19 protein-coding genes and 7 pseudogenes are annotated in these 17695 nt (G+C 50.6%); 16 read left to right on the top strand and 10 right to left on the bottom strand.

The window, feature by feature from the left end; all coding sequences use genetic code 11:
• Window positions 1–9 precede the first annotated feature (9 nt).
• Window positions 10–651, top strand: a complete 642-nt coding sequence (gene kdgA, locus ACLJRE_RS07765; protein ID WP_000800494.1) for a bifunctional 4-hydroxy-2-oxoglutarate aldolase/2-dehydro-3-deoxy-phosphogluconate aldolase — start codon at window positions 10–12, stop codon at window positions 649–651.
• A gap of 99 nt (window positions 652–750) precedes the next feature.
• Here the strand turns inward: kdgA and purT are convergent, their stop codons facing one another.
• On the bottom strand, window positions 751–1929 hold the full coding sequence (purT, locus tag ACLJRE_RS07760; protein WP_023212567.1) for a formate-dependent phosphoribosylglycinamide formyltransferase: 1179 nt from the start codon (window positions 1927–1929) through the stop codon (window positions 751–753).
• Between the two features lie 130 nt (window positions 1930–2059).
• Between purT and yebG the strand changes: the two genes are divergently transcribed.
• From yebG to ptrB, 4 genes are all read left to right on the top strand, one after another.
• Window positions 2060–2350, top strand: a complete 291-nt coding sequence (gene yebG, locus ACLJRE_RS07755; protein ID WP_000257723.1) for a DNA damage-inducible protein YebG — start codon at window positions 2060–2062, stop codon at window positions 2348–2350.
• A 67-nt stretch (window positions 2351–2417) separates the two neighbouring features.
• Window positions 2418–2771, top strand: a complete 354-nt coding sequence (gene yebF, locus ACLJRE_RS07750; RefSeq protein ID WP_001042123.1) for a protein YebF — start codon at window positions 2418–2420, stop codon at window positions 2769–2771.
• Window positions 2772–2864: 93 nt separating this feature from the next.
• The gene (locus ACLJRE_RS07745) at window positions 2865–3524 is read left to right on the top strand and encodes a tellurite resistance TerB family protein (RefSeq protein ID WP_000024707.1); all 660 of its coding nucleotides are present in this window, start codon (window positions 2865–2867) and stop codon (window positions 3522–3524) included.
• 212 nt (window positions 3525–3736) lie between these two features.
• On the top strand, window positions 3737–5788 hold the full coding sequence (gene ptrB, locus ACLJRE_RS07740; RefSeq protein WP_000936990.1) for an oligopeptidase B: 2052 nt from the start codon (window positions 3737–3739) through the stop codon (window positions 5786–5788).
• A 36-nt stretch (window positions 5789–5824) separates the two neighbouring features.
• On the opposite strand, the gene exoX is transcribed toward ptrB, so the two are convergent.
• The 3 genes from exoX to ACLJRE_RS07725 form a co-directional block, all read right to left on the bottom strand.
• On the bottom strand, window positions 5825–6523 hold the full coding sequence (exoX, locus tag ACLJRE_RS07735; RefSeq protein ID WP_000944280.1) for an exodeoxyribonuclease X: 699 nt from the start codon (window positions 6521–6523) through the stop codon (window positions 5825–5827).
• A gap of 23 nt (window positions 6524–6546) precedes the next feature.
• Complete coding sequence (locus ACLJRE_RS07730; protein ID WP_000100257.1) at window positions 6547–7203, bottom strand: carbon-nitrogen hydrolase family protein; 657 nt, start codon at window positions 7201–7203, stop codon at window positions 6547–6549.
• A gap of 107 nt (window positions 7204–7310) precedes the next feature.
• Window positions 7311–7541 (bottom strand): DNA polymerase III subunit theta, encoded by a 231-nt coding sequence (locus ACLJRE_RS07725; RefSeq protein ID WP_000856225.1) that lies wholly within the window; start codon window positions 7539–7541, stop codon window positions 7311–7313.
• A 137-nt stretch (window positions 7542–7678) separates the two neighbouring features.
• On the opposite strand from ACLJRE_RS07725, the gene yobA reads away from it, so the two are divergent.
• The 3 genes from yobA to ACLJRE_RS07710 are packed head-to-tail and all read left to right on the top strand — an operon-like array spanning window position 7679 to window position 9299.
• Complete coding sequence (yobA, locus tag ACLJRE_RS07720; protein WP_001633679.1) at window positions 7679–8053, top strand: CopC domain-containing protein YobA; 375 nt, start codon at window positions 7679–7681, stop codon at window positions 8051–8053.
• Window positions 8054–8929 carry a copper homeostasis membrane protein CopD gene (gene copD, locus ACLJRE_RS07715; RefSeq protein WP_001633680.1) on the top strand — a complete coding sequence of 292 codons (876 nt, stop codon included), beginning with the start codon at window positions 8054–8056 and terminating at the stop codon, window positions 8927–8929.
• Window positions 8930–8945: 16 nt separating this feature from the next.
• Window positions 8946–9299, top strand: a complete 354-nt coding sequence (locus ACLJRE_RS07710; RefSeq protein WP_000722368.1) for a YebY family protein — start codon at window positions 8946–8948, stop codon at window positions 9297–9299.
• Window positions 9300–9681: 382 nt separating this feature from the next.
• On the opposite strand, the gene ACLJRE_RS07705 is transcribed toward ACLJRE_RS07710, so the two are convergent.
• Together ACLJRE_RS07705 and ACLJRE_RS07700 are read right to left on the bottom strand one after the other, a co-directional pair.
• On the bottom strand, window positions 9682–10761 hold the full coding sequence (locus tag ACLJRE_RS07705) for a tyrosine-type recombinase/integrase (protein WP_001633682.1): 1080 nt from the start codon (window positions 10759–10761) through the stop codon (window positions 9682–9684).
• A 29-nt stretch (window positions 10762–10790) separates the two neighbouring features.
• A pseudogene (locus ACLJRE_RS07700) lies at window positions 10791–11942 on the bottom strand (exonuclease VIII); the annotation flags it as partial.
• Between ACLJRE_RS07700 and ACLJRE_RS07695 the strand changes: the two are divergent.
• Window positions 11934–12182: pseudogene (locus ACLJRE_RS07695) on the top strand (glycoside hydrolase family 19 protein); the annotation flags it as partial. The pseudogenes ACLJRE_RS07700 and ACLJRE_RS07695 overlap by 9 nt on opposite strands.
• The gene (locus ACLJRE_RS07690) at window positions 12179–12712 is read left to right on the top strand and encodes a DUF2514 domain-containing protein (protein ID WP_001633683.1); all 534 of its coding nucleotides are present in this window, start codon (window positions 12179–12181) and stop codon (window positions 12710–12712) included. The pseudogene ACLJRE_RS07695 and the gene ACLJRE_RS07690, both read left to right, overlap by 4 nt.
• A 256-nt stretch (window positions 12713–12968) precedes the next feature.
• On the opposite strand, the gene ACLJRE_RS07685 is transcribed toward ACLJRE_RS07690, so the two are convergent.
• Both ACLJRE_RS07685 and ACLJRE_RS07680 read right to left on the bottom strand, forming a co-directional pair.
• The gene (locus ACLJRE_RS07685; RefSeq protein WP_000789530.1) at window positions 12969–13136 is read right to left on the bottom strand and encodes a lytic enzyme; all 168 of its coding nucleotides are present in this window, start codon (window positions 13134–13136) and stop codon (window positions 12969–12971) included.
• Window positions 13137–13200: 64 nt separating this feature from the next.
• Entirely contained in the window at window positions 13201–13383 is a 183-nt protein-coding gene (locus ACLJRE_RS07680; RefSeq protein WP_024134652.1) for a hypothetical protein, read from the bottom strand.
• Window positions 13384–13437: 54 nt separating this feature from the next.
• Here ACLJRE_RS07680 and ACLJRE_RS07675 point away from each other — a divergent pair, with 54 nt between their 5' ends.
• The 5 genes and pseudogenes from ACLJRE_RS07675 to ACLJRE_RS07655 form a co-directional block, all read left to right on the top strand.
• A complete protein-coding gene (locus ACLJRE_RS07675) occupies window positions 13438–13929 on the top strand; it encodes a DUF1441 family protein (RefSeq protein ID WP_001629197.1) in 492 nt (163 codons plus the stop codon).
• Window positions 13916–14483 (top strand): annotated as a pseudogene (locus ACLJRE_RS07670) (phage terminase large subunit family protein); the annotation flags it as partial. The gene ACLJRE_RS07675 and the pseudogene ACLJRE_RS07670, both read left to right, overlap by 14 nt.
• Window positions 14482–15714 (top strand): annotated as a pseudogene (locus ACLJRE_RS07665) (tail fiber protein); the annotation flags it as partial. The pseudogenes ACLJRE_RS07670 and ACLJRE_RS07665, both read left to right, overlap by 2 nt.
• Window positions 15706–16080, top strand: a pseudogene (locus ACLJRE_RS07660) (macro domain-containing protein); the annotation flags it as partial. The pseudogenes ACLJRE_RS07665 and ACLJRE_RS07660, both read left to right, overlap by 9 nt.
• Window positions 16047–16535 (top strand): annotated as a pseudogene (locus ACLJRE_RS07655) (tail fiber assembly protein); the annotation flags it as partial. The pseudogenes ACLJRE_RS07660 and ACLJRE_RS07655, both read left to right, overlap by 34 nt.
• Window positions 16536–16631: 96 nt before the next feature.
• Here the strand turns inward: ACLJRE_RS07655 and ACLJRE_RS07650 are convergent.
• Together ACLJRE_RS07650 and ACLJRE_RS07645 are read right to left on the bottom strand one after the other, a co-directional pair.
• On the bottom strand, window positions 16632–16832 hold the full coding sequence (locus ACLJRE_RS07650) for a PagK family vesicle-borne virulence factor (protein WP_031603924.1): 201 nt from the start codon (window positions 16830–16832) through the stop codon (window positions 16632–16634).
• A gap of 377 nt (window positions 16833–17209) precedes the next feature.
• A pseudogene (locus ACLJRE_RS07645) lies at window positions 17210–17411 on the bottom strand (IS3 family transposase); the annotation flags it as partial.
• Here ACLJRE_RS07645 and ACLJRE_RS07640 point away from each other — a divergent pair.
• Window positions 17402–17527 carry a hypothetical protein gene (locus ACLJRE_RS07640; RefSeq protein WP_000457876.1) on the top strand — a complete coding sequence of 42 codons (126 nt, stop codon included), beginning with the start codon at window positions 17402–17404 and terminating at the stop codon, window positions 17525–17527. The pseudogene ACLJRE_RS07645 and the gene ACLJRE_RS07640 overlap by 10 nt on opposite strands.
• Window positions 17528–17695 lie beyond the last annotated feature (168 nt).

Raw genomic sequence — 17695 nt, 5'->3', positions numbered from 1 at the left:
AGAATTCCGATGAAAAACTGGAAAACAAGTGCAGAAGCAATCCTGACCACCGGCCCGGTTGTCCCGGTCATTGTAGTCAATAAACTGGAGCACGCGGTGCCGATGGCTAAAGCGCTGGTGGCCGGGGGCGTTCGCGTTCTGGAAGTGACTTTACGTACGGCCTGCGCGATGGATGCTATTCGCGCTATCGCTAAAGACGTGCCGGAAGCGATTGTCGGCGCCGGAACCGTTCTCAATCCGCAGCAGTTGGCGGAGGTGACGGAAGCGGGCGCGCAGTTTGCGATTAGCCCGGGACTGACTGAGCCACTGCTGAAAGCCGCGACGGCAGGCACTATCCCATTGATTCCCGGTATTAGTACCGTTTCTGAACTGATGTTGGGCATGGACTATGGTCTGAAAGAGTTCAAATTCTTCCCAGCGGAAGCGAATGGCGGCACTAAAGCGTTGCAGGCGATTGCCGGCCCGTTTTCTCAGGTACGTTTCTGCCCAACCGGCGGCATCTCTCCGGCAAACTATCGTGACTATCTGGCGCTGAAAAGCGTGTTGTGCATCGGCGGTTCCTGGCTGGTGCCGGCCGACGCGCTGGAAGCGGGTGATTACGATCGCATCACCAAACTGGCGCGCGAAGCGGTAGAAGGCGCGAAGCAGTAAGCCGTTAAATGCCCGATGGCGCTTGCTTATCGGGCTTACGAGTGGCGATCTGGCAGGCCTGATAAAAATGCGCTAACGTCGCCATCAGGCGATGGCGCATTAGCCTTTTACCGTCACGCGGCTGGCGGCCTTTTTCGCTCTTATCACCGCTTCTTCAACGTTTTCACCTGTCGCTAACGCTACACCAAGACGACGGGTGCCGTCGATCTCAGGCTTACCAAACAGCCGTACCTGCACTCCGGCCCCTACCGCCGCGTGAACATTATCAAACGTCACATTTTGACTGGTAAGCTGCGGCAGAATCACGGCCGAGGCAGCGGGACCATACTGGCGAATAGCGCCTACGGGCATTCCCAGAAAGGCGCGCACATGCAGCGCAAACTCAGAGAGATCCTGAGAAATCAACGTGACCATTCCGGTATCGTGCGGGCGAGGGGAGACTTCGCTGAAAATGACTTCATCGCCACAGACGAAGAGTTCAACGCCGAACAGGCCATGACCGCCTAACGCCAGTACCACATGACGGGCAATCTCTTGCGCCCGCTTCAGCGCCAGTTCGCTCATCTGCTGTGGCTGCCAGGATTCGCGATAGTCGCCATCTTGCTGACGATGACCGACCGGCGCGCAGAAATGCACGCCATCGACGGCGCTAACGGTGAGCAGCGTAATTTCAAAATCAAATTTAACCACGCCTTCCACAATCACGCGACCCGCGCCAGCGCGTCCGCCCTGTTGAGCATACTCCCATGCCTGCGCGAGCTGTTCGGCCGAGCGGATAAAGCTCTGGCCTTTGCCGGAAGAGCTCATGACCGGTTTGACGATGCAAGGAAAACCCACTGCGGCTACCGCATCATGAAAACTGGCCTCATTGTCGGCAAAGCGATACGTCGATGTCGGCAGTCCTAATTCTTCTGCGGCCAGGCGACGGATCCCTTCGCGGTTCATCGTGAGCTGCGTTGCACGGGCGCAAGGCACGACATTCAGCCCTTCGCCCTCCAGCTCGCGCAACGTATCGGTGGCGATCGCTTCTATTTCCGGCACGATATAATGCGGTTTTTCCTCTGTAATCACATGACGTAGCGCCTCGCCGTCCAGCATATTAATGACGTGTGAACGGTGAGCCACATGCATGGCGGGAGCATCAGGATAGCGATCGACGGCGATAACCTCGATCCCCAGGCGTTGGCATTCAATCGCCACCTCTTTTCCCAATTCTCCTGCCCCTAATAACATCACCCGCGTTGCTGCCGGACGCAGCGCAGTGCCTAATAGCGTCATATTTCTGTCCCCTTATTTACCTGCGCGCAGTATATACGAAAACGTTTGCGTATGTCTTTTCGAATAGATTGCTTTTCTTGCCGCCTTGCAATATACTGTATATAAACACAGGTAAATAAGGGGCTGCAAAATGGCGGTTGAAGTTAAATACGTAGTCATTCGCGAGGGTGAGGAGAAGATGTCATTTACCAGTAAAAAGGAAGCCGACGCCTGGGACAAAATGCTCGATACTGCCGATCTTCTTGATACCTGGCTTGAGCAGTCGCCAGTCGTGCTGGAAGATGGGCAGCGCGAAGCGTTGTCGCTGTGGCTGGCGGAACATAAAGAGGTGTTAAGCACTATCCTCAAAACCGGTAAGTTGCCTTCTCCGCAGGCGGTTGAAAAGGACGCCGCGAGTAAAACGAAAAAGCAAGCCGCCTGAACCCGTACTTGCGCTCCCGGCGTTTTGTACCATGCTTTTCCTGAATCATTGTGCTAAGGAGAAAAGTATGAATAAAAGAGGAGCGTTGTTGAGCCTGCTGTTGTTATCCGCCAGCGTATCGGCATTTGCGGCATCCACCGAGAGTAAATCGGTTAAGTTTCCGCAGTGCGAAGGGCTGGATGCCGCCGGGATTGCGGCAAGCGTGAAGCGCGACTACCAGCAAAATCGTATCGTGCGGTGGGCAGACGACCAAAAAAAGGTCGGGCAGGCTGACCCGGTCGCGTGGGTTAATGTGCAGGACGTTGTGGGTCAAAATGATAAATGGACAGTTCCGCTAACCGTTCGCGGTAAAAGCGCCGATATTCATTATCAGGTCATCGTTGATTGCAAAGCCGGCAAGGCGGAATATAAGCCCCGCTAGCAGCGTAATTTGCGCTTCTTTTGCCGGAACAGACAATTCCTGACATCCCCTCAGGTACGCTTGACCATTATTGGTCTGTATTTGAGGGGTACTATGGCTAACTGGTTGAACCAATTACAATCACTTCTTGGGCAAAAAGGCGCTTCCGCATCGCCTTCCGGTGAACAGGGGTTAAATAAACTGCTGGTTCCCGGCGCGCTGGGCGGTCTGGCTGGACTGTTGGTCGCCAATAAGTCTTCGCGCAAATTATTAACCAAATACGGTACTGGCGCTTTGCTGGTGGGCGGCGGCGCGGTGGCGGGTTCCGTATTGTGGAATAAGTACAAAGATAAAGTACGCGCTGCGCATCAGGGGGAGCCGCAATTCGGCAGCCAAAGTACGCCGCTGGATGTTCGCACTGAGCGACTGATCCTGGCGCTGGTTTTTGCTGCAAAAAGCGATGGGCATATTGATGCTAAAGAACGCGCGGCGATTGAGCACCAACTGCGAGAATCAGGTGTAGAAGAGCAAGGGCGTGTGTTTATCGAGAAAGCTATTGAGCAGCCGCTTGATCCACAACGTCTGGCACAGGGTGTTCGCAATGAAGAAGAAGCCCTGGAAATCTACTTCCTGAGCTGCGCCGCCATTGATATTGACCACTTTATGGAACGTAGCTATCTGAATGCGTTAGGAGACGCGCTAAAAATTCCTCAGGAGGTTCGGGACGGTATCGAGCAGGACTTGCAGCAGCAAAAACAGGCGCTACCAGGCTGATAACCTGCCATTAAGTAACATGTTTCGCTTGCATCATGCGTGTCTTTTGCCACCCTTATAGGATGGATAGTTTACGTCATTCATGTTGCAGGATAGCGGCGAAGCAGTGACATCTCAGGCGCTTACCGAGGTGAGCGACCGGGACTACCATGCTACGCCGCTGTGTTTGCCGCGTGATATATAACAAATATTAACGCAAAAGAAAAAACGACATGTTGCCAAAAGCCAATCGAATTCCCTATGCCATGACCGTACATGGCGATACGCGCATTGATAATTATTACTGGCTGCGAGATGACACTCGCTCGCAGCCGGAAGTCCTTGATTACCTGCATCAGGAAAATGAGTATGGCCGGAAGGTCATGTCCTCTCAGCAGGCGTTACAGGACCGCATTCTAAAAGAAATTATCGATCGCATCCCGCCCAGAGAAGTTTCCGCTCCGTATGTGAAAAACGGCTATCGCTACCGTTATATCTATGAACCCGGCTGCGAATATGCCATCTATCAACGACAATCGGCGTTAAGCGAAGAGTGGGATGTGTGGGAAACCTTGCTCGATGCGAACCAGCGGGCCGCGCACAGCGAATTTTATACGCTCGGCGGACTTGCCATTACGCCGGATAATACCATCATGGCGCTGGCGGAAGATTATTTATCCCGTCGTCAGTATGGGTTGCGTTTTCGTAACCTCGAAAGCGGTAACTGGTATCCGGAACTGCTGGATAACGTTGCGCCTGAATTTGTCTGGGCTAATGATTCCCTGACCCTTTACTATGTGCGTAAGCATAAGAAGACGCTGCTGCCCTATCAGGTTTGGCGGCACACGATTGGCACTCCGTCATCGCAAGATGAACTGGTATATGAGGAGAAAGACGATACCTTTTATGTCAGCCTGCATAAAACCACTTCGCAGCATTATGTGGTGATTCATCTTGCCAGCGCCACCACTAGCGAAGTGCTGTTACTTGACGCGGAACTGGCCGATGCCGAGCCGTTTTCATTTTTACCGCGTCGCAAAGACCATGAATATAGTCTCGATCACTATCAACATAAGTTTTACCTGCGTTCTAACCGGAACGGTAAAAACTTTGGGTTGTACCGTACCCGCGTGCGCAATGAAAACGCCTGGGAAGAGCTGATCCCTCCGCGCGAGCATATTATGCTGGAAGGGTTTACCCTGTTTACCGACTGGTTAGTGGTAGAAGAGCGTCAACGGGGGCTTACCAGCCTGCGGCAAATTAACCGTAAAACCCGTGAAGTGATAGGCATTGCCTTTGACGATCCGGCTTACGTGACGTGGCTTGCCTATAATCCCGAACCTGAGACCTCCCGGCTGCGTTACGGCTATTCTTCAATGACGACGCCAGATACCTTGTTTGAACTGGATATGGATACCGGAGAGCGACGGGTACTTAAACAGACGGAAGTGCCTGGGTTTGATTCTGGCTGTTATCAGAGCGAACACCTGTGGATCACCGCACGCGACGGCGTCGAAGTGCCGGTATCGCTGGTTTATCATCAGAAGTATTTTCGTAAAGGGCAAAATCCGCTTCTGGTTTACGGCTACGGATCTTACGGTTCCAGTATTGACGCCGACTTCAGCAGCAGCCGACTGAGCTTGCTGGATCGTGGCTTTGTTTACGCAATCGTACACGTTCGCGGCGGCGGTGAGCTGGGGCAGCAGTGGTATGAAGATGGCAAATTCCTCAAAAAGCGGAATACTTTTAATGACTATCTTGATGCCTGCGATGCCTTATTAAAACTGGGTTACGGTTCACCGTCGCTGTGTTATGGGATGGGCGGGAGCGCGGGCGGAATGTTAATGGGCGTCGCTATCAACGAACGCCCCGAGCTTTTCCACGGCGTTATTGCCCAGGTACCCTTTGTTGATGTATTAACCACGATGCTGGATGAGTCGATCCCACTAACGACAGGAGAGTTTGAAGAGTGGGGGAACCCGCAGGATATTGAGTATTATGACTATATGAAAAGCTATAGTCCTTATGACAATGTCAAAGCGCAGGACTATCCGCACCTGCTGGTGACGACAGGATTGCACGATTCCCAGGTGCAATACTGGGAACCGGCGAAGTGGGTGGCAAAATTACGCGAGCTAAAAACGGACCAACGTCTGCTGCTGTTATGTACGGATATGGACTCCGGGCACGGTGGTAAGTCGGGGCGGTTTAAATCCTACGAAGGCGTCGCGCTGGAGTTCGCCTTTTTAATCGGCCTGGCGCAGGGAACCTTACATAGCGCATAGACGCGCGCGCCCGCAACGGCTTGTGAGCGTCTCGGGTTATTGTGGTGTTCCATTGCTGCGTTGCTCGTCAGCCTGAACATCTTCCAGGTAGTGTTTAAGCGTCAGGCGAAGTTCCGGGCTCATATTATCAAGGTTATTAAAAAGCCAGCGTAAATAGCCCGGATCGCGTTTTGCGACTTCAGATACCGCCTTACCGCGGTATTTACCGAACGGGAAAGTGGTTAACAGCGCAGGACGGCCCGTGATATTGACCATTTCTTCCGCGGTCCAGCCGGTGGTTCGCATAATATCAATCAGCAAGGCGGCGGTGATATAGCAATCATAAAGCGCCCGGTGATGATGCAGCCCCGGCGGCGTTTGTACGCTTAGTTTGCGCGATTTATAGAGCGCCATATTGCTGTATTTTATTCCCGGCCACAGGCGTCGCGACAACTTCATGGTACAGATCCACTCACCCGGCAATTCAGGTAATACGCGTCTGTCGAAACTGGCATTGTGAGCGACATACCACTCACTACCGTAATAAAGCGGTATGACATCTTCAATCCACGGCTTATCGGCGACCATGGCTTCGGTAATACGGTGTATCGCCATCGCCTGCGGCGTAATAGGGCGATCGGGGCGTATCAGGTGACTCATGGGATTGACAATGTTGCCATCAATGACATCAACAGAGGCTATCTCTACGATCCCGCCCTGCAGCCCGCAGGTTTCCGTGTCTATAATCCGCAACATGATTCATTCCTCACCGAAAGACCTTAGCGTAATGGAATGATATCGCCTTGCCAACCCTCGGTTGTGCGCAGACCCGTCAGTAATAGCGAACCGCAATCGGCACGAACAATAAGTTGCCCGCTTTCATCCCACAGCGCGCTACTGCCACAGGCATTGGCCATCAGTACGGCCAGCGCATATTTATGCGAAAAACGTTGTAAGCGTGAGGTAGAGGCATGGAGTTCAGGCTCGTTAAGACATTGACTGGTTGTGAATAACGTAAATGAGGGATCTATATCACCACCTTCTGGCTGCTCATCCACCACGTTGATAGCGCTTCGCTGCCTGGCAATACAGGCGCCATGACTTTTGTGAAACATGAGCGGCGACGTTAGCCATGGGGCAAAAATAGCGATGCCTTTTACGAAGCGGCAGTTATGCTCAACAGGCATACCCACAATGATAGTCATATGGTGAGTATCGGCCGCATGAGTGAGCGGCTGTAAAAGCGCCTCGTCAGGCGGGGCGGGCAACGATTTATTTCTTTCGTCGCAGCCTAATAGCGACAGTGACGGAAAGACCAGCAGTTCGCACTGTTGACGAGCCGCAAGCTCAATATATTCCAGATGATGGGCAACATGCTCCGCCGGCGAGGCGTTCAGGGGCGCATACTGCGCAGCAGCAATTTTCCAGGAGGACATAATGACTTCCTTTTCATAGTCTCTACAGCCATTCTAAAAAGCATAGGTTAAGAATCGCCTTATAATGTAGTCGTCTGCATGTAAGGAAGTGTAACGTTATATAATTTTTATTTAACTTTGGGTTCGTAAGGGAGTCGGGATAGTGATACGGAAGCCAGACGATGGGCAATCAGCCGCTCGCGAAACCAGGCGCGTAGATGCTCTGGCTGCTCACGTTCGACCACCTCCGCGACAACTGGCATATTGTAGCGCTCTTTAAATGCCACCCCGGCTGCCGCCAGGTCCACATTGACTTTATCCATTTCCGCTTGTTCAAGCTGAGCCAGATTCGTTTTCATACGCGTCTCCTTTTTTGTTGCCGCCAGAAGGTACTAAGAGTCCGCGGTAATGGCAAGATGGAAATGATGATCCTCGACTCATTGATTGTTGAAGGTTATTCTTTGTAACGTAGGTATAACAAAAAGGAATAGTGAATATGGTTTCTTCTGCACCATCGCGACGTTTAGCTTTACTGCTGTTGGCATCGACATTTGCGACGCCAGCGGCCTGGGCACATGCGCACCTGACGCATCAGTATCCAGCGGCGAATGCTGCCGTTACGGCCTCGCCACAGGCGCTGACCCTGAATTTTTCTGAAGGGATTGAGTCAGGATTCAGCGGCGCAACCATTACTGGCCCTCAGCAAGAGTCCATCAAAACGCGCCCGGCAAAGCGAAATGAACAGGATAAAACGCAGTTGATCATCCCGCTTGAGCAGCCGTTAAAATCTGGCGCTTACACGGTAGACTGGCACGTTGTATCGGTGGATGGGCATAAAACAAAAGGGAAATACACCTTCAGCGTGAAATAAATGATGCTGACATTCGTCTGGATAACTCTCCGATTTATTCATTTTGCTAGTTTGATGCTGGTCTACGGCTGCGCGCTTTACGGCGCCTGGCTGGCACCCGCACCAATTCGTCGTTTAATGACGCGTCGATTTTTACATCTGCAACGACATGCTGCCGCCTGGAGCGTTATCAGCGCGGCTTTCATGCTGGCGATTCAGGGCGGACTGATGGGCGGCGGCTGGCCCGATGTTTTTTCCGTCTCGGTGTGGGGCGCGGTACTGCAAACCCGCTTTGGCGCGGTCTGGATATGGCAAATTATCCTCGCGCTGGTCACGCTGGCGGTGGTAGTCATTGCGCCGGTAAAAATGCAACGACGGCTTCTTATTCTAACCGTTGCTCAGTTTATCCTGCTGGCAGGCGTTGGACATGCGACGATGCGCGACGGTGTAGCGGGAACATTACAGCAGATTAACCATGCTCTGCATTTACTCTGTGCCGCAGCCTGGTTTGGTGGGCTGTTGCCAGTGGTTTATTGTATGCGCATGGCTCAGGGACGCTGGCGTCAACATGCTATTAGCGCCATGATGCGTTTTTCTCGTTATGGTCACTTTTTTGTGGCGGGCGTATTGTTCACAGGCATTGGCAACACGCTATTTATCACGGGATTTACCGCTATCTGGCAGACCACCTATGGACAGTTGCTTTTGTTAAAATGTGCGCTGGTGGTGCTTATGGTAGCAATTGCGCTGACGAATCGGTATGTTCTCGTACCACGTATGCGACAGGAAAATCCCCGGACTGACCTATGGTTTGTCAGGATGACGCAAATTGAATGGGGCGTTGGAGGCATAGTTCTGGCGATCGTCAGCCTGTTTGCAACCCTCGAACCTTTCTGATGGACTGGCATAACGAATGAAAAAAATACTCCTTCCGGCGCTTCTGCTGGCCACTTCGGGCGTAGCGTTGGCGGCGCCGCAGGTGATTACCGTAAGTCGTTTTGAAGTAGGAAAAGACAAGTGGGCGTTTAATCGGGAAGAGGTCATGTTGACCTGTCGGCCTGGCCAGGCGCTCTATGTGATCAACCCCAGTACGCTGGTGCAGTATCCCTTGAATGCCATTGCCGAACAGCAAGTAGCGGAGGGTAAAACGCGCGCTCAGCCTATCGCCGTCATTCAAATCGATAACCCGGCGAAGCCCGGTGAGAAAATGAGTCTGGCGCCGTTTATCGAACGTGCGCAAAAGCTTTGTGATCCATCCAATAGCTGACTGATTTTTAATAAAAAACCGTAAACCTTTACGAAAAGGCTTACGGTTTTTTTATCTCTGATGACAGACAAAACGCCAGGTTTTTTCAATCACCTTCGTCACAAACTGGAAAACCTGGCGTCGTCATCTATTCTTAAAGGGCAAGGCGATTTAGCCTGCATTAATGCCAACTTTTAGCGCACGGCTCTCTCCCAAGAGCCATTTCCCTGGACCGAATACAGGAATCGTATTCGGTCTCTTTTTATTTTTATTATAAATCAGCCACTTACAATTAACGATCCGAGATTTTCCGAAATTTTTCCGAATTTCTGTATTCCGGTCTTTTTGGTTATATCACAATCAAATTAAATTTAACATTTATTTCACAACGAAAATTGGAGTATTAGAGCATCATATAAGCTTTATCATCACGCTCATCGAGATAGAGTTTCGTGGTGTTCTCTGAGGTGTGGCCCAGGAGTTTTTGGGCGAACACCTCGCCGTGCTCGTTTTTGTACAGCCGCCCGGCCAGACTTCGGATCTCGTGAAATGTCGGTGGATTATTGCTGAAGTTAACGCCGGAGGCTTTTCTTGCTTTTACAAATGTCTTTGTCAATCCATCCGGATGAATATTCCCGGTCGGGCTATTTTTCCTGATTCCGGCACTGATCATGAAATCAGTTCGGCTTACCAGTCGGCAGCGATCGATTACCGTTCCCAGACGTAACCCCGTTGCCTGAAGTGTCAGGGAGAGGGGAATGGCTATTTTCATTCCGGTTTTAATCTGAGTTACGTATAAGCGGTTGTCAAAAACATCACTAAATTTCATATTTACGATATCCTCCCTACGTTGACCAGTAACGAGCGCTAAATCCATCGCGAGAGGGAACCATGCAGGCATATGCTCTGCTGCCGCCCGTGTGGCGTTACACGCTTCCAGTTGCAAGCGTTCCCTGGCAACCTTAATCTCTGGTATCCGGGTTGCTTCCACCGGGTTTTTCACAATATGCCCTTCGACAATAGCTTCTCTGAACATGTCAGATAGAACTGATCTCATTGCTCCCGCCATAGTGTTTTTTCCCTCGGTTATCCACGACTCAAGAAACTTGGCAATGTGCCGGGTTGTTACTTCTGCCAGTATTATTTCCCCCATTTTTTCGCGTACGGTCACTAATTGATTACCGCGAATCTTGTAGGTATTAACCGACAGACTCCGGCGCTGTAATAAAACCTCATAGCGATCAATCCATGCGGACACAGTGAATGAGTCCGTTCCTTTTAGCTTTTCAATAAGCGCCACTGGCGTGTGGTTTTGCGCTATGAAGTTGTTTGCCTCTATGGTCTGTGTGATAGCGTCCCTGCGGGCGATCTGACCGAGCGGAAATTCCTTGTCAGTTACCGGGTTACGCCAGAAAAAAGATTTACTGGCCTTACGGTAGGTGAGGTTCCTCGGGAGGTTAGCATCGTACTTTTTTCGACTCACTGATCAACTTCTCCAGCAATGCACTCGGTTAACGCCATCACACTCTGGTACATAAGTTCGATTTTCCGGCCTTCTTCTGCCGTAAGCACGGTTATTCCTGTCCGTGCGCACTCTTCCAGAAAGGTTTTCTCTTCTTCTTTTCCTGCACTGGTACGGCGGTTAAACTCCGGTGCGATGATGAAGCGTTTACTGAATTCCTCTGGTTCCAGTACCCGGCAGTGAAAAGCCGTTCCTGTATCGAGAGATTTTGTTTTCTCCGTGTCCACGGGGGCATTTTTGCGCCAAAGATAAATTGCAGGTGTATCTGCGATATCATCAAGCTGTGATTTACTGACCCCCGGGCCAGCGTGATACGCCTCGTTAGGGATGTCATAGTAAATGCCTGGCTGTATATCATCAGGGACAGTGAAATTTCCGTTTTCTACGGGATCTGCCGCTTCGCCAGCTTCATCACCGCCAGTACCTGATCCACCGTCCGTTGTAATTTCCTGCCCTGTATCGCCAGCCGTTTCCTGCTGGTTGCTCTCTTTCGGCGTTTCTCCATCTCTTTCTGTTCTGGCTTCCGTTTTTTCGGTCTGGTTTGAGGGGGGCGGAAATAGCGCTGATACATCGAAAGTCCCGTCCGCGTTTCTGGTGACAGCCTCCGGCTCTGCTGCTAGTTGTTTTTCCTCCGGCACCACTTCTTCTTTTTCACCCTGATTTGAGGCGCTGTAATTGTTAGGAACCCACTTCGGATCGTTCGGGTCGCTGATGTCTTCGGCATATTCACCGCGCACGGCTGCCAGTTGTTTACCAACATCAACCGGGTTTTTGGGTGGAATGTTTTTACGTGCTTCGTGCAGTTCTGCCCGTATTTTCTGGTAGCCTGCTTCTGTCTGGCTTACAGGTGGCTCATTCTCCAGCGGCTGTGGATCCGGATGATGTTCAGTTGTGTCCTGTTCCACTGCTTCAGGCGTTGCTGGTTCATCTGCCAGTTCGCCTGTCGGTTGCGGTTTTTCTTCATCACACTGAAATCTCCCTGCCTCAATATCCCGCAGACATTTGCCCGCCTGACGAAGCCTTGCTGCATTTTCTTCATGGGTTGTTGGGGTGTTATCAGGCACATATTCGTACCAGTCCGGATCGCGAACGCCATGAACGGCAACAAAGCTTTCGCACCACGTCCGGCGAAGATCAGGATTACTGGGCTGGAGAATTACACCAGATGTGGCGTTGCCCTGAAACTGGATCTGGTGGCGAATCCGGGACAGCTTGAGCTGGAACGTCATGCCGCCCGATCCGCAGCGTGGTTTTTTGTGACTAAAGGGTGTCTGAAATATTCCGGCGACCTGGTACGTGTTATGCAGATCATCAACGGAGGGCAGAACGGCATCGGTGATCAGCGGGAGCGCTTTGAGAAAGCAAAATCGGTGCTGGTATGAATCTGTTATCTGCTCTTCTGAAAAGATACTGGTTGCAGCTGGTGTTTATTTTGCTGATGGCTGGTGCGTTTATCGTCGGTAATGTCTGGAGTGACAGGGGCTGGCAAAAAAAATGGGCAGATCGCGACAGCGCTGAATCCTCTCAGGAAGTCAACGCCCAGACCGCCGCCCGTATTATTGAACAGGGCCGCGTTATTGCCCGTGATGAGGCTGTGAAAGATGCACAAGCGCAAGCCGCTAAATCTGCTGCCACTGCTGCTGGCCTGTCTGCCACTGTTAGCCAGCTGCGTACCGAAGCAAAAAAACTTGCCACCCGCCTGGACGCCGCAAAGCACACCGCAAATCTTGCCGCTGCCGTCAGAAGCAAAACAACCAACGCCGACGCCAGAATGCTTGCCAACATGCTCGGAGATATTGCAGAAGAAGCTAAACATTATGCTGGAATCGCTGACGAGCGCTACCGGGCAGGAATGACGTGTGAACGAGTATATGATTCGGTGAGAGAGTCAAATAATTACAGGAGGCATTGAAACTCCCCCTGTAATATTGCTGTAAAAAAGTGACTACATATCATCAGATGGAACCAGATGAATAAGAACAGGTTTTTCACCAGATGAAACTGATAAGTACTCACTCAGTTTTGATATAGCTGAAATCTGTCTGAATAACCTGTCGGGGTGCTGGAATAACAACTTTCCGGAAATTCTTCTGCAATGGATTTTACTTTTAGTGACCATTCGCCTCTTTATCTGTAGAGGTGGGTAACGAATTTAAAAAGCATTCTGCTTACTTAGGGGGAACATCCTGATGACTGCCTGCAATATTGCAAATTCCATTTTCATTGTATGAACCACCTGAATCAAGGCACTCATCTTCCATCAGGAATTTCTGCGACCACATACCTGCATAAAAAACGATAATAATGGCTACGATAATAGTGATGATGTTTTTCATTTATGTTCTCTGTGTGTTGTTATTGAAAATGATAATCAATATCGCAAAATGAAATAAATAATCATTAAGTGGTAGTTGTTGATAATTGTTCGCATTTTAAAAAGGTACTCCCGGCGGGGCGGTCTGCCACGGGGCGGCAGCGGCGCGGGATTTGGCGCATTTTTGATTTTTCATGCATCATCATGTTGTAACTCTCTGTTTTAATGTCATTTTTTAAAAGGTGATGGTTTGTATGTTTTTTGTTCATCATATTTTGTTTTTCCGGGGGAGGGCGCGCTAAGAAACAGCCCCAGAGGTAAAAATGGACGGCGAACTGAAGAACCTCAAATGCAATATCAGTCAGCTTGCCGCTATTACAGGGTTACATCGACAGACGGTTGTCAGTCGTCTCTCGGGCGTTCCCCTGGCACCGGGAAGCAATGAAAAAAATAAGCTGTATCTCCTGACGGATGTGATCCGCGTACTGATGGAAACGCCAGTTTCCCAGCCTGCTGAACATCAGGACCCGAATAAAATGACTCCAAAAGAGCGTAAGGGCTGGTTTGACTCCGAAAAGGGGCGTCTCTGGCTGGAAAAAGAGATGAAGCAGGTCGTCCCGTTGCCGGAAGTCCGTCAACAAATGGCGGCGATAGTCAAGGCCATTACGCAGGTACTTGAAGTCTGGCCGGATAAACTGGAAAAGGATAAGGGATGGTCTGCGGATCAGCTAAACGAGGCCCAGGATGTGATGGATGAGGTCAGAATACTGTTAGTTAAGGCAATACAGGAGACCGCAGACGATGACGGGGAATAAATATGGCTCTGCAGCGGCAGTACGCCGGGAGGTTGCTGAATATCTCAGGCCTCCACGCAGAATGCCGGTAGCGGAAGGAATAAAATAATTTATGTTTGTTCCCCGCGGTGCCAATACGGCGGTTCCTTGGGATGACACGTTAGCGTCTCAGTCCTTCCCGAAATGACAACAACGTCCACGATAAAATGTTTCGTGATGGTTCATTCCTGAAAATTGGCTGGCCGTCCATAATCGTTTTTTCTTCGTCGGATTACAAGCGGGTGGCGCTGACCGACTATGACCGTTTCCCTGAAGATATCGATGGCGAGGGAGATGGTTTTTCCCTGGCATCCAAACGTACCACCACCTTTATGTCTGCGGGGATGACACTGGCAGAGAGTTCGCCTGGTCGGGAAATCACCGATGTGAAATGGCGGCGTTCTTCGCCGCACGAAGCCCCGCCCACGACAGGCATTCTTTCTCTTTATAACCGGGGCGATCGCCGTCGGTGGTACTGGCCCTGTCCACACTGCGGCGACTGGTTCCAGCCCGCGATGGAAAACATGGTGGGGTATGGGTGAGGTACAGACCAAAGCCTCGCTGGACAGTCCGGCACTGACCGGCACGCCAACGGCACCAACGCCGGAAACCACAGCTGCAGGTATTGAAATTGCCACAGCAGCGTTTGTGGCTGCGAAAGTGGCGCAGTTGGTTGGTTCTGCGCCGGAAGCGCTGGACACCCTGCAGGAACTGGCTGACGCGTTGGGAAACGATCCGAACTTTGCCACCACGGTACTGAATAAACTGGCGGGCAAGCAGCCGCTGGACGAAACCCTGACGGCGCTGTCAGGAAAAAGCGCTGATGGTCTTATCGAATATGTTGGTTTACGGGAAACGATAAATCACGCCGCCGATGCGTTACAAAAATCACAGAATGGTGGCGATATTCCGGAAAAGCCGCTGTTTGTACAAAATATCGGAGCGCTCCCTGCATCAGGTACGGCTGTTGCAGCGAACAGACTGGCATCACGCGGCGCGCTTCCGGCACTGACTGGTACGACAAGAGGCAGTGATAGCGGCCTGATAATGGGCGAGGTTTACAATAACGGTTATCCAACGCAATACGGGAATATTTTGTGTCTGACCGGAACCGGTGATGGGGAAATTCTCATTGGCTGGAGCGGGACAAACGGTGCGCCAGCGCCCGCATATATTCGCAGCCATCGAGATACCGCCGAGGCTGAGTGGTCCGAATGGGCAATGCTCTATACCACACTAAACCCACCTCCGGATTCGCATCCAGTAGGGGCGCCGATAGCATGGCCGTCTGATGCTACTCCGGCAGGTTACGCTCTGATGCAGGGGCAATCGTTTGATAAATCTGCTTACCCGTTACTGGCTATAGCGTATCCGTCCGGCATTATCCCTGACATGTGAGGCTGGACAATCAAAGGTAAACCCGCCAGTGGGCGAGCTGTACTTTCTCAGGAGATGGACGGCAACAAATCGCACTCGTACACCGCGCGGGCGCAGGATATCGACTTAGGGACAAAAACTACCTCATCCTTTGATTACGGCACGAAATCGACCAATACCACGGGCAATCATACTAACCAGTTCGGCGGTTATATCAACTCACACTGGGGAGATTCCAATCACACTTCATTTCAGCTAGGAGGTGGTGCGTGGACACAGGCCGCTGGCGACCATGCGCATACAGTTTATATCGGAGGACACGAGCACACCATGTATATCGGTCCACACGGACACGTCGTTATTGTGGACGCAGACGGTAATGCGGAAACCTTTGGTCTTATGGACGGCGGTGTGGATGCTGCTATTACGGCATATTTCGGGTCGCAATTACAGGAACGGGTACAGCAAAATATCATCCGTGAATACCTGGGGGAACAGCCCGTCGGCACCGCCTTTGTTATTGAAACGGGTAACAGTAAACATCCGTGGCTGGTTCACGCCCCGACGATGCGCGTTCCGCTGATTATTGACGGCACCGACGCGGTTTATAATGCAACACGGGCTGCGTTACTGGCAATTTTTCAGCACAATAAAAGCGCCGGAGAAGACCGGAAAATTACATCTGTTGCATTACCTGCAATGGGGGCCGGATGTGGTCAGGTCCCCCCGGACAGCGTCGCCCGGCAAATTGTACTGATATAGCCCCTCCTGATATTCCCTCCAGTCATATTGCTGTTTTTGACGCTGAAACCCAAACGTGGAGTCTGCAGGAGGATCACCGCGGCGAGACGGTTTACGACACAACAACCGGCAATCAGGTTTATATCTCCGATCTTGGTCCGCTACCTGAAAACGTCACATCAGTTTCACCAGGTGGTGGATACAAAAAATGGGATAGTAAGGCTCAGGTCTGGATGAATGATGAAGCTGCGGAGGCCGCAGCCAGACTTCGTGAAGCTGAAGGAACGAAAAACAGACTCCTGCAAATAGCGTCTGAAAAAATCGCGCCGTTACAGGATGCAGTGGATCTGGACGAAGCAACCAATAAAGAAAAAGCTTCTCTTCTGGCATGGAGAAAGTACCGGGTACAGGTAAACCGTGTTGATACTTTAAAGCCTGTCTGGCCGGAGAAACCAGCCAGTAGTTTATAATTTGTCAGGAAAGCTCAGGCCTTATTTATAGCAAATATGAAGAAGGCCTGTCTGTCATAACTGATATGGTTACTGGCTAGTATATTAAATTTATACTCAATAACCTCTACACATTTTAAACCAATCTTCAGGGAAGGGTATGTCAGTAGGCCAAAGATTACACCACTTTTTAGGCATTGGCTTAATTGTTTCTTCTTTTTTATGATCTTGAGAGTCTGCCGCTATTGTAAGAGCAGGATATAGTGAAGATGGTAATATTAAAACCATTGCTAAAAATACGCTCTTAACGTGTTTCATAATATGTTACCTGTTAAATTGTGGCACACTATCCTTACGGTTACAGCATCCTTTACTATAGATATTAAACGTTATTCATTACCATCAGGTGAGTAAATAAAAACCATTTATAAAATATTTAACTTAAATAAAAATGATAAGCACTATTATATTTTATTTTCAATGTAAATTAATTCATGTGAAAGTGATTTCATGTGCTTTTCAAATCATGGCTGGCTCGCCCCCCCGGAGGAACAGGCCAGTTAACATTATCAGGAGTGTTTGTTATATCAATCAACTTCACTTCATTCTTGTAAGCCAGCCACACTAACAGTTTTGATCCTGTCCGCGTATTGTGGACACAGCCTTAAGCGAGGTTCTGGTTTTCAAATTGTTCCGGACTGAGATCGCCGCAGACCCTGACGGCGCAGGCTGGACGCTATCGTTTTTACATTGTACCTCAGGCCCCAGGTTCACTTCCTCAGCAAGCCGGGGCGCACCGTAGCGCTGTTTTGCCTGGCTGAAGGCCTCTCTTACGACATTGTCGCAGTCCTGCCGGAACTGCTGGTGGGTATTAACGACTGTGCGCCTTGTTTGCCAATGCTGATTCCGAACTCATTCTGACGCCGATCATCATTGCCGTGTTGCTCGCGCCTGGTTTCAGCAAAAGCACCACGCTGGCTATACTGCATTTCTTTTTCCGCAGGGAGAAGTGAGTAAATGAGTATGGAAATGGAGCTTTCCCTATAATGGCGGCTGAAGCTAATCATGTGTCATGTATTGCAAATGTCAAAGTGATAAATAAAGTTTCAACAGTCTGTGTTTTTTGTGAAAACGACTCGCTATGGTGCTAACCCTATATGAGGGACTGATTGAACATCAGA

The organism is Salmonella sp. SAL04157 (assembly GCF_046551635.1).
Taxonomy (GTDB): domain Bacteria; phylum Pseudomonadota; class Gammaproteobacteria; order Enterobacterales; family Enterobacteriaceae; genus Salmonella; species Salmonella enterica.
The sequence above is the reverse complement of the archived record's forward strand: the minus strand, read 5'-3'. Positions and strand labels throughout refer to the sequence as shown.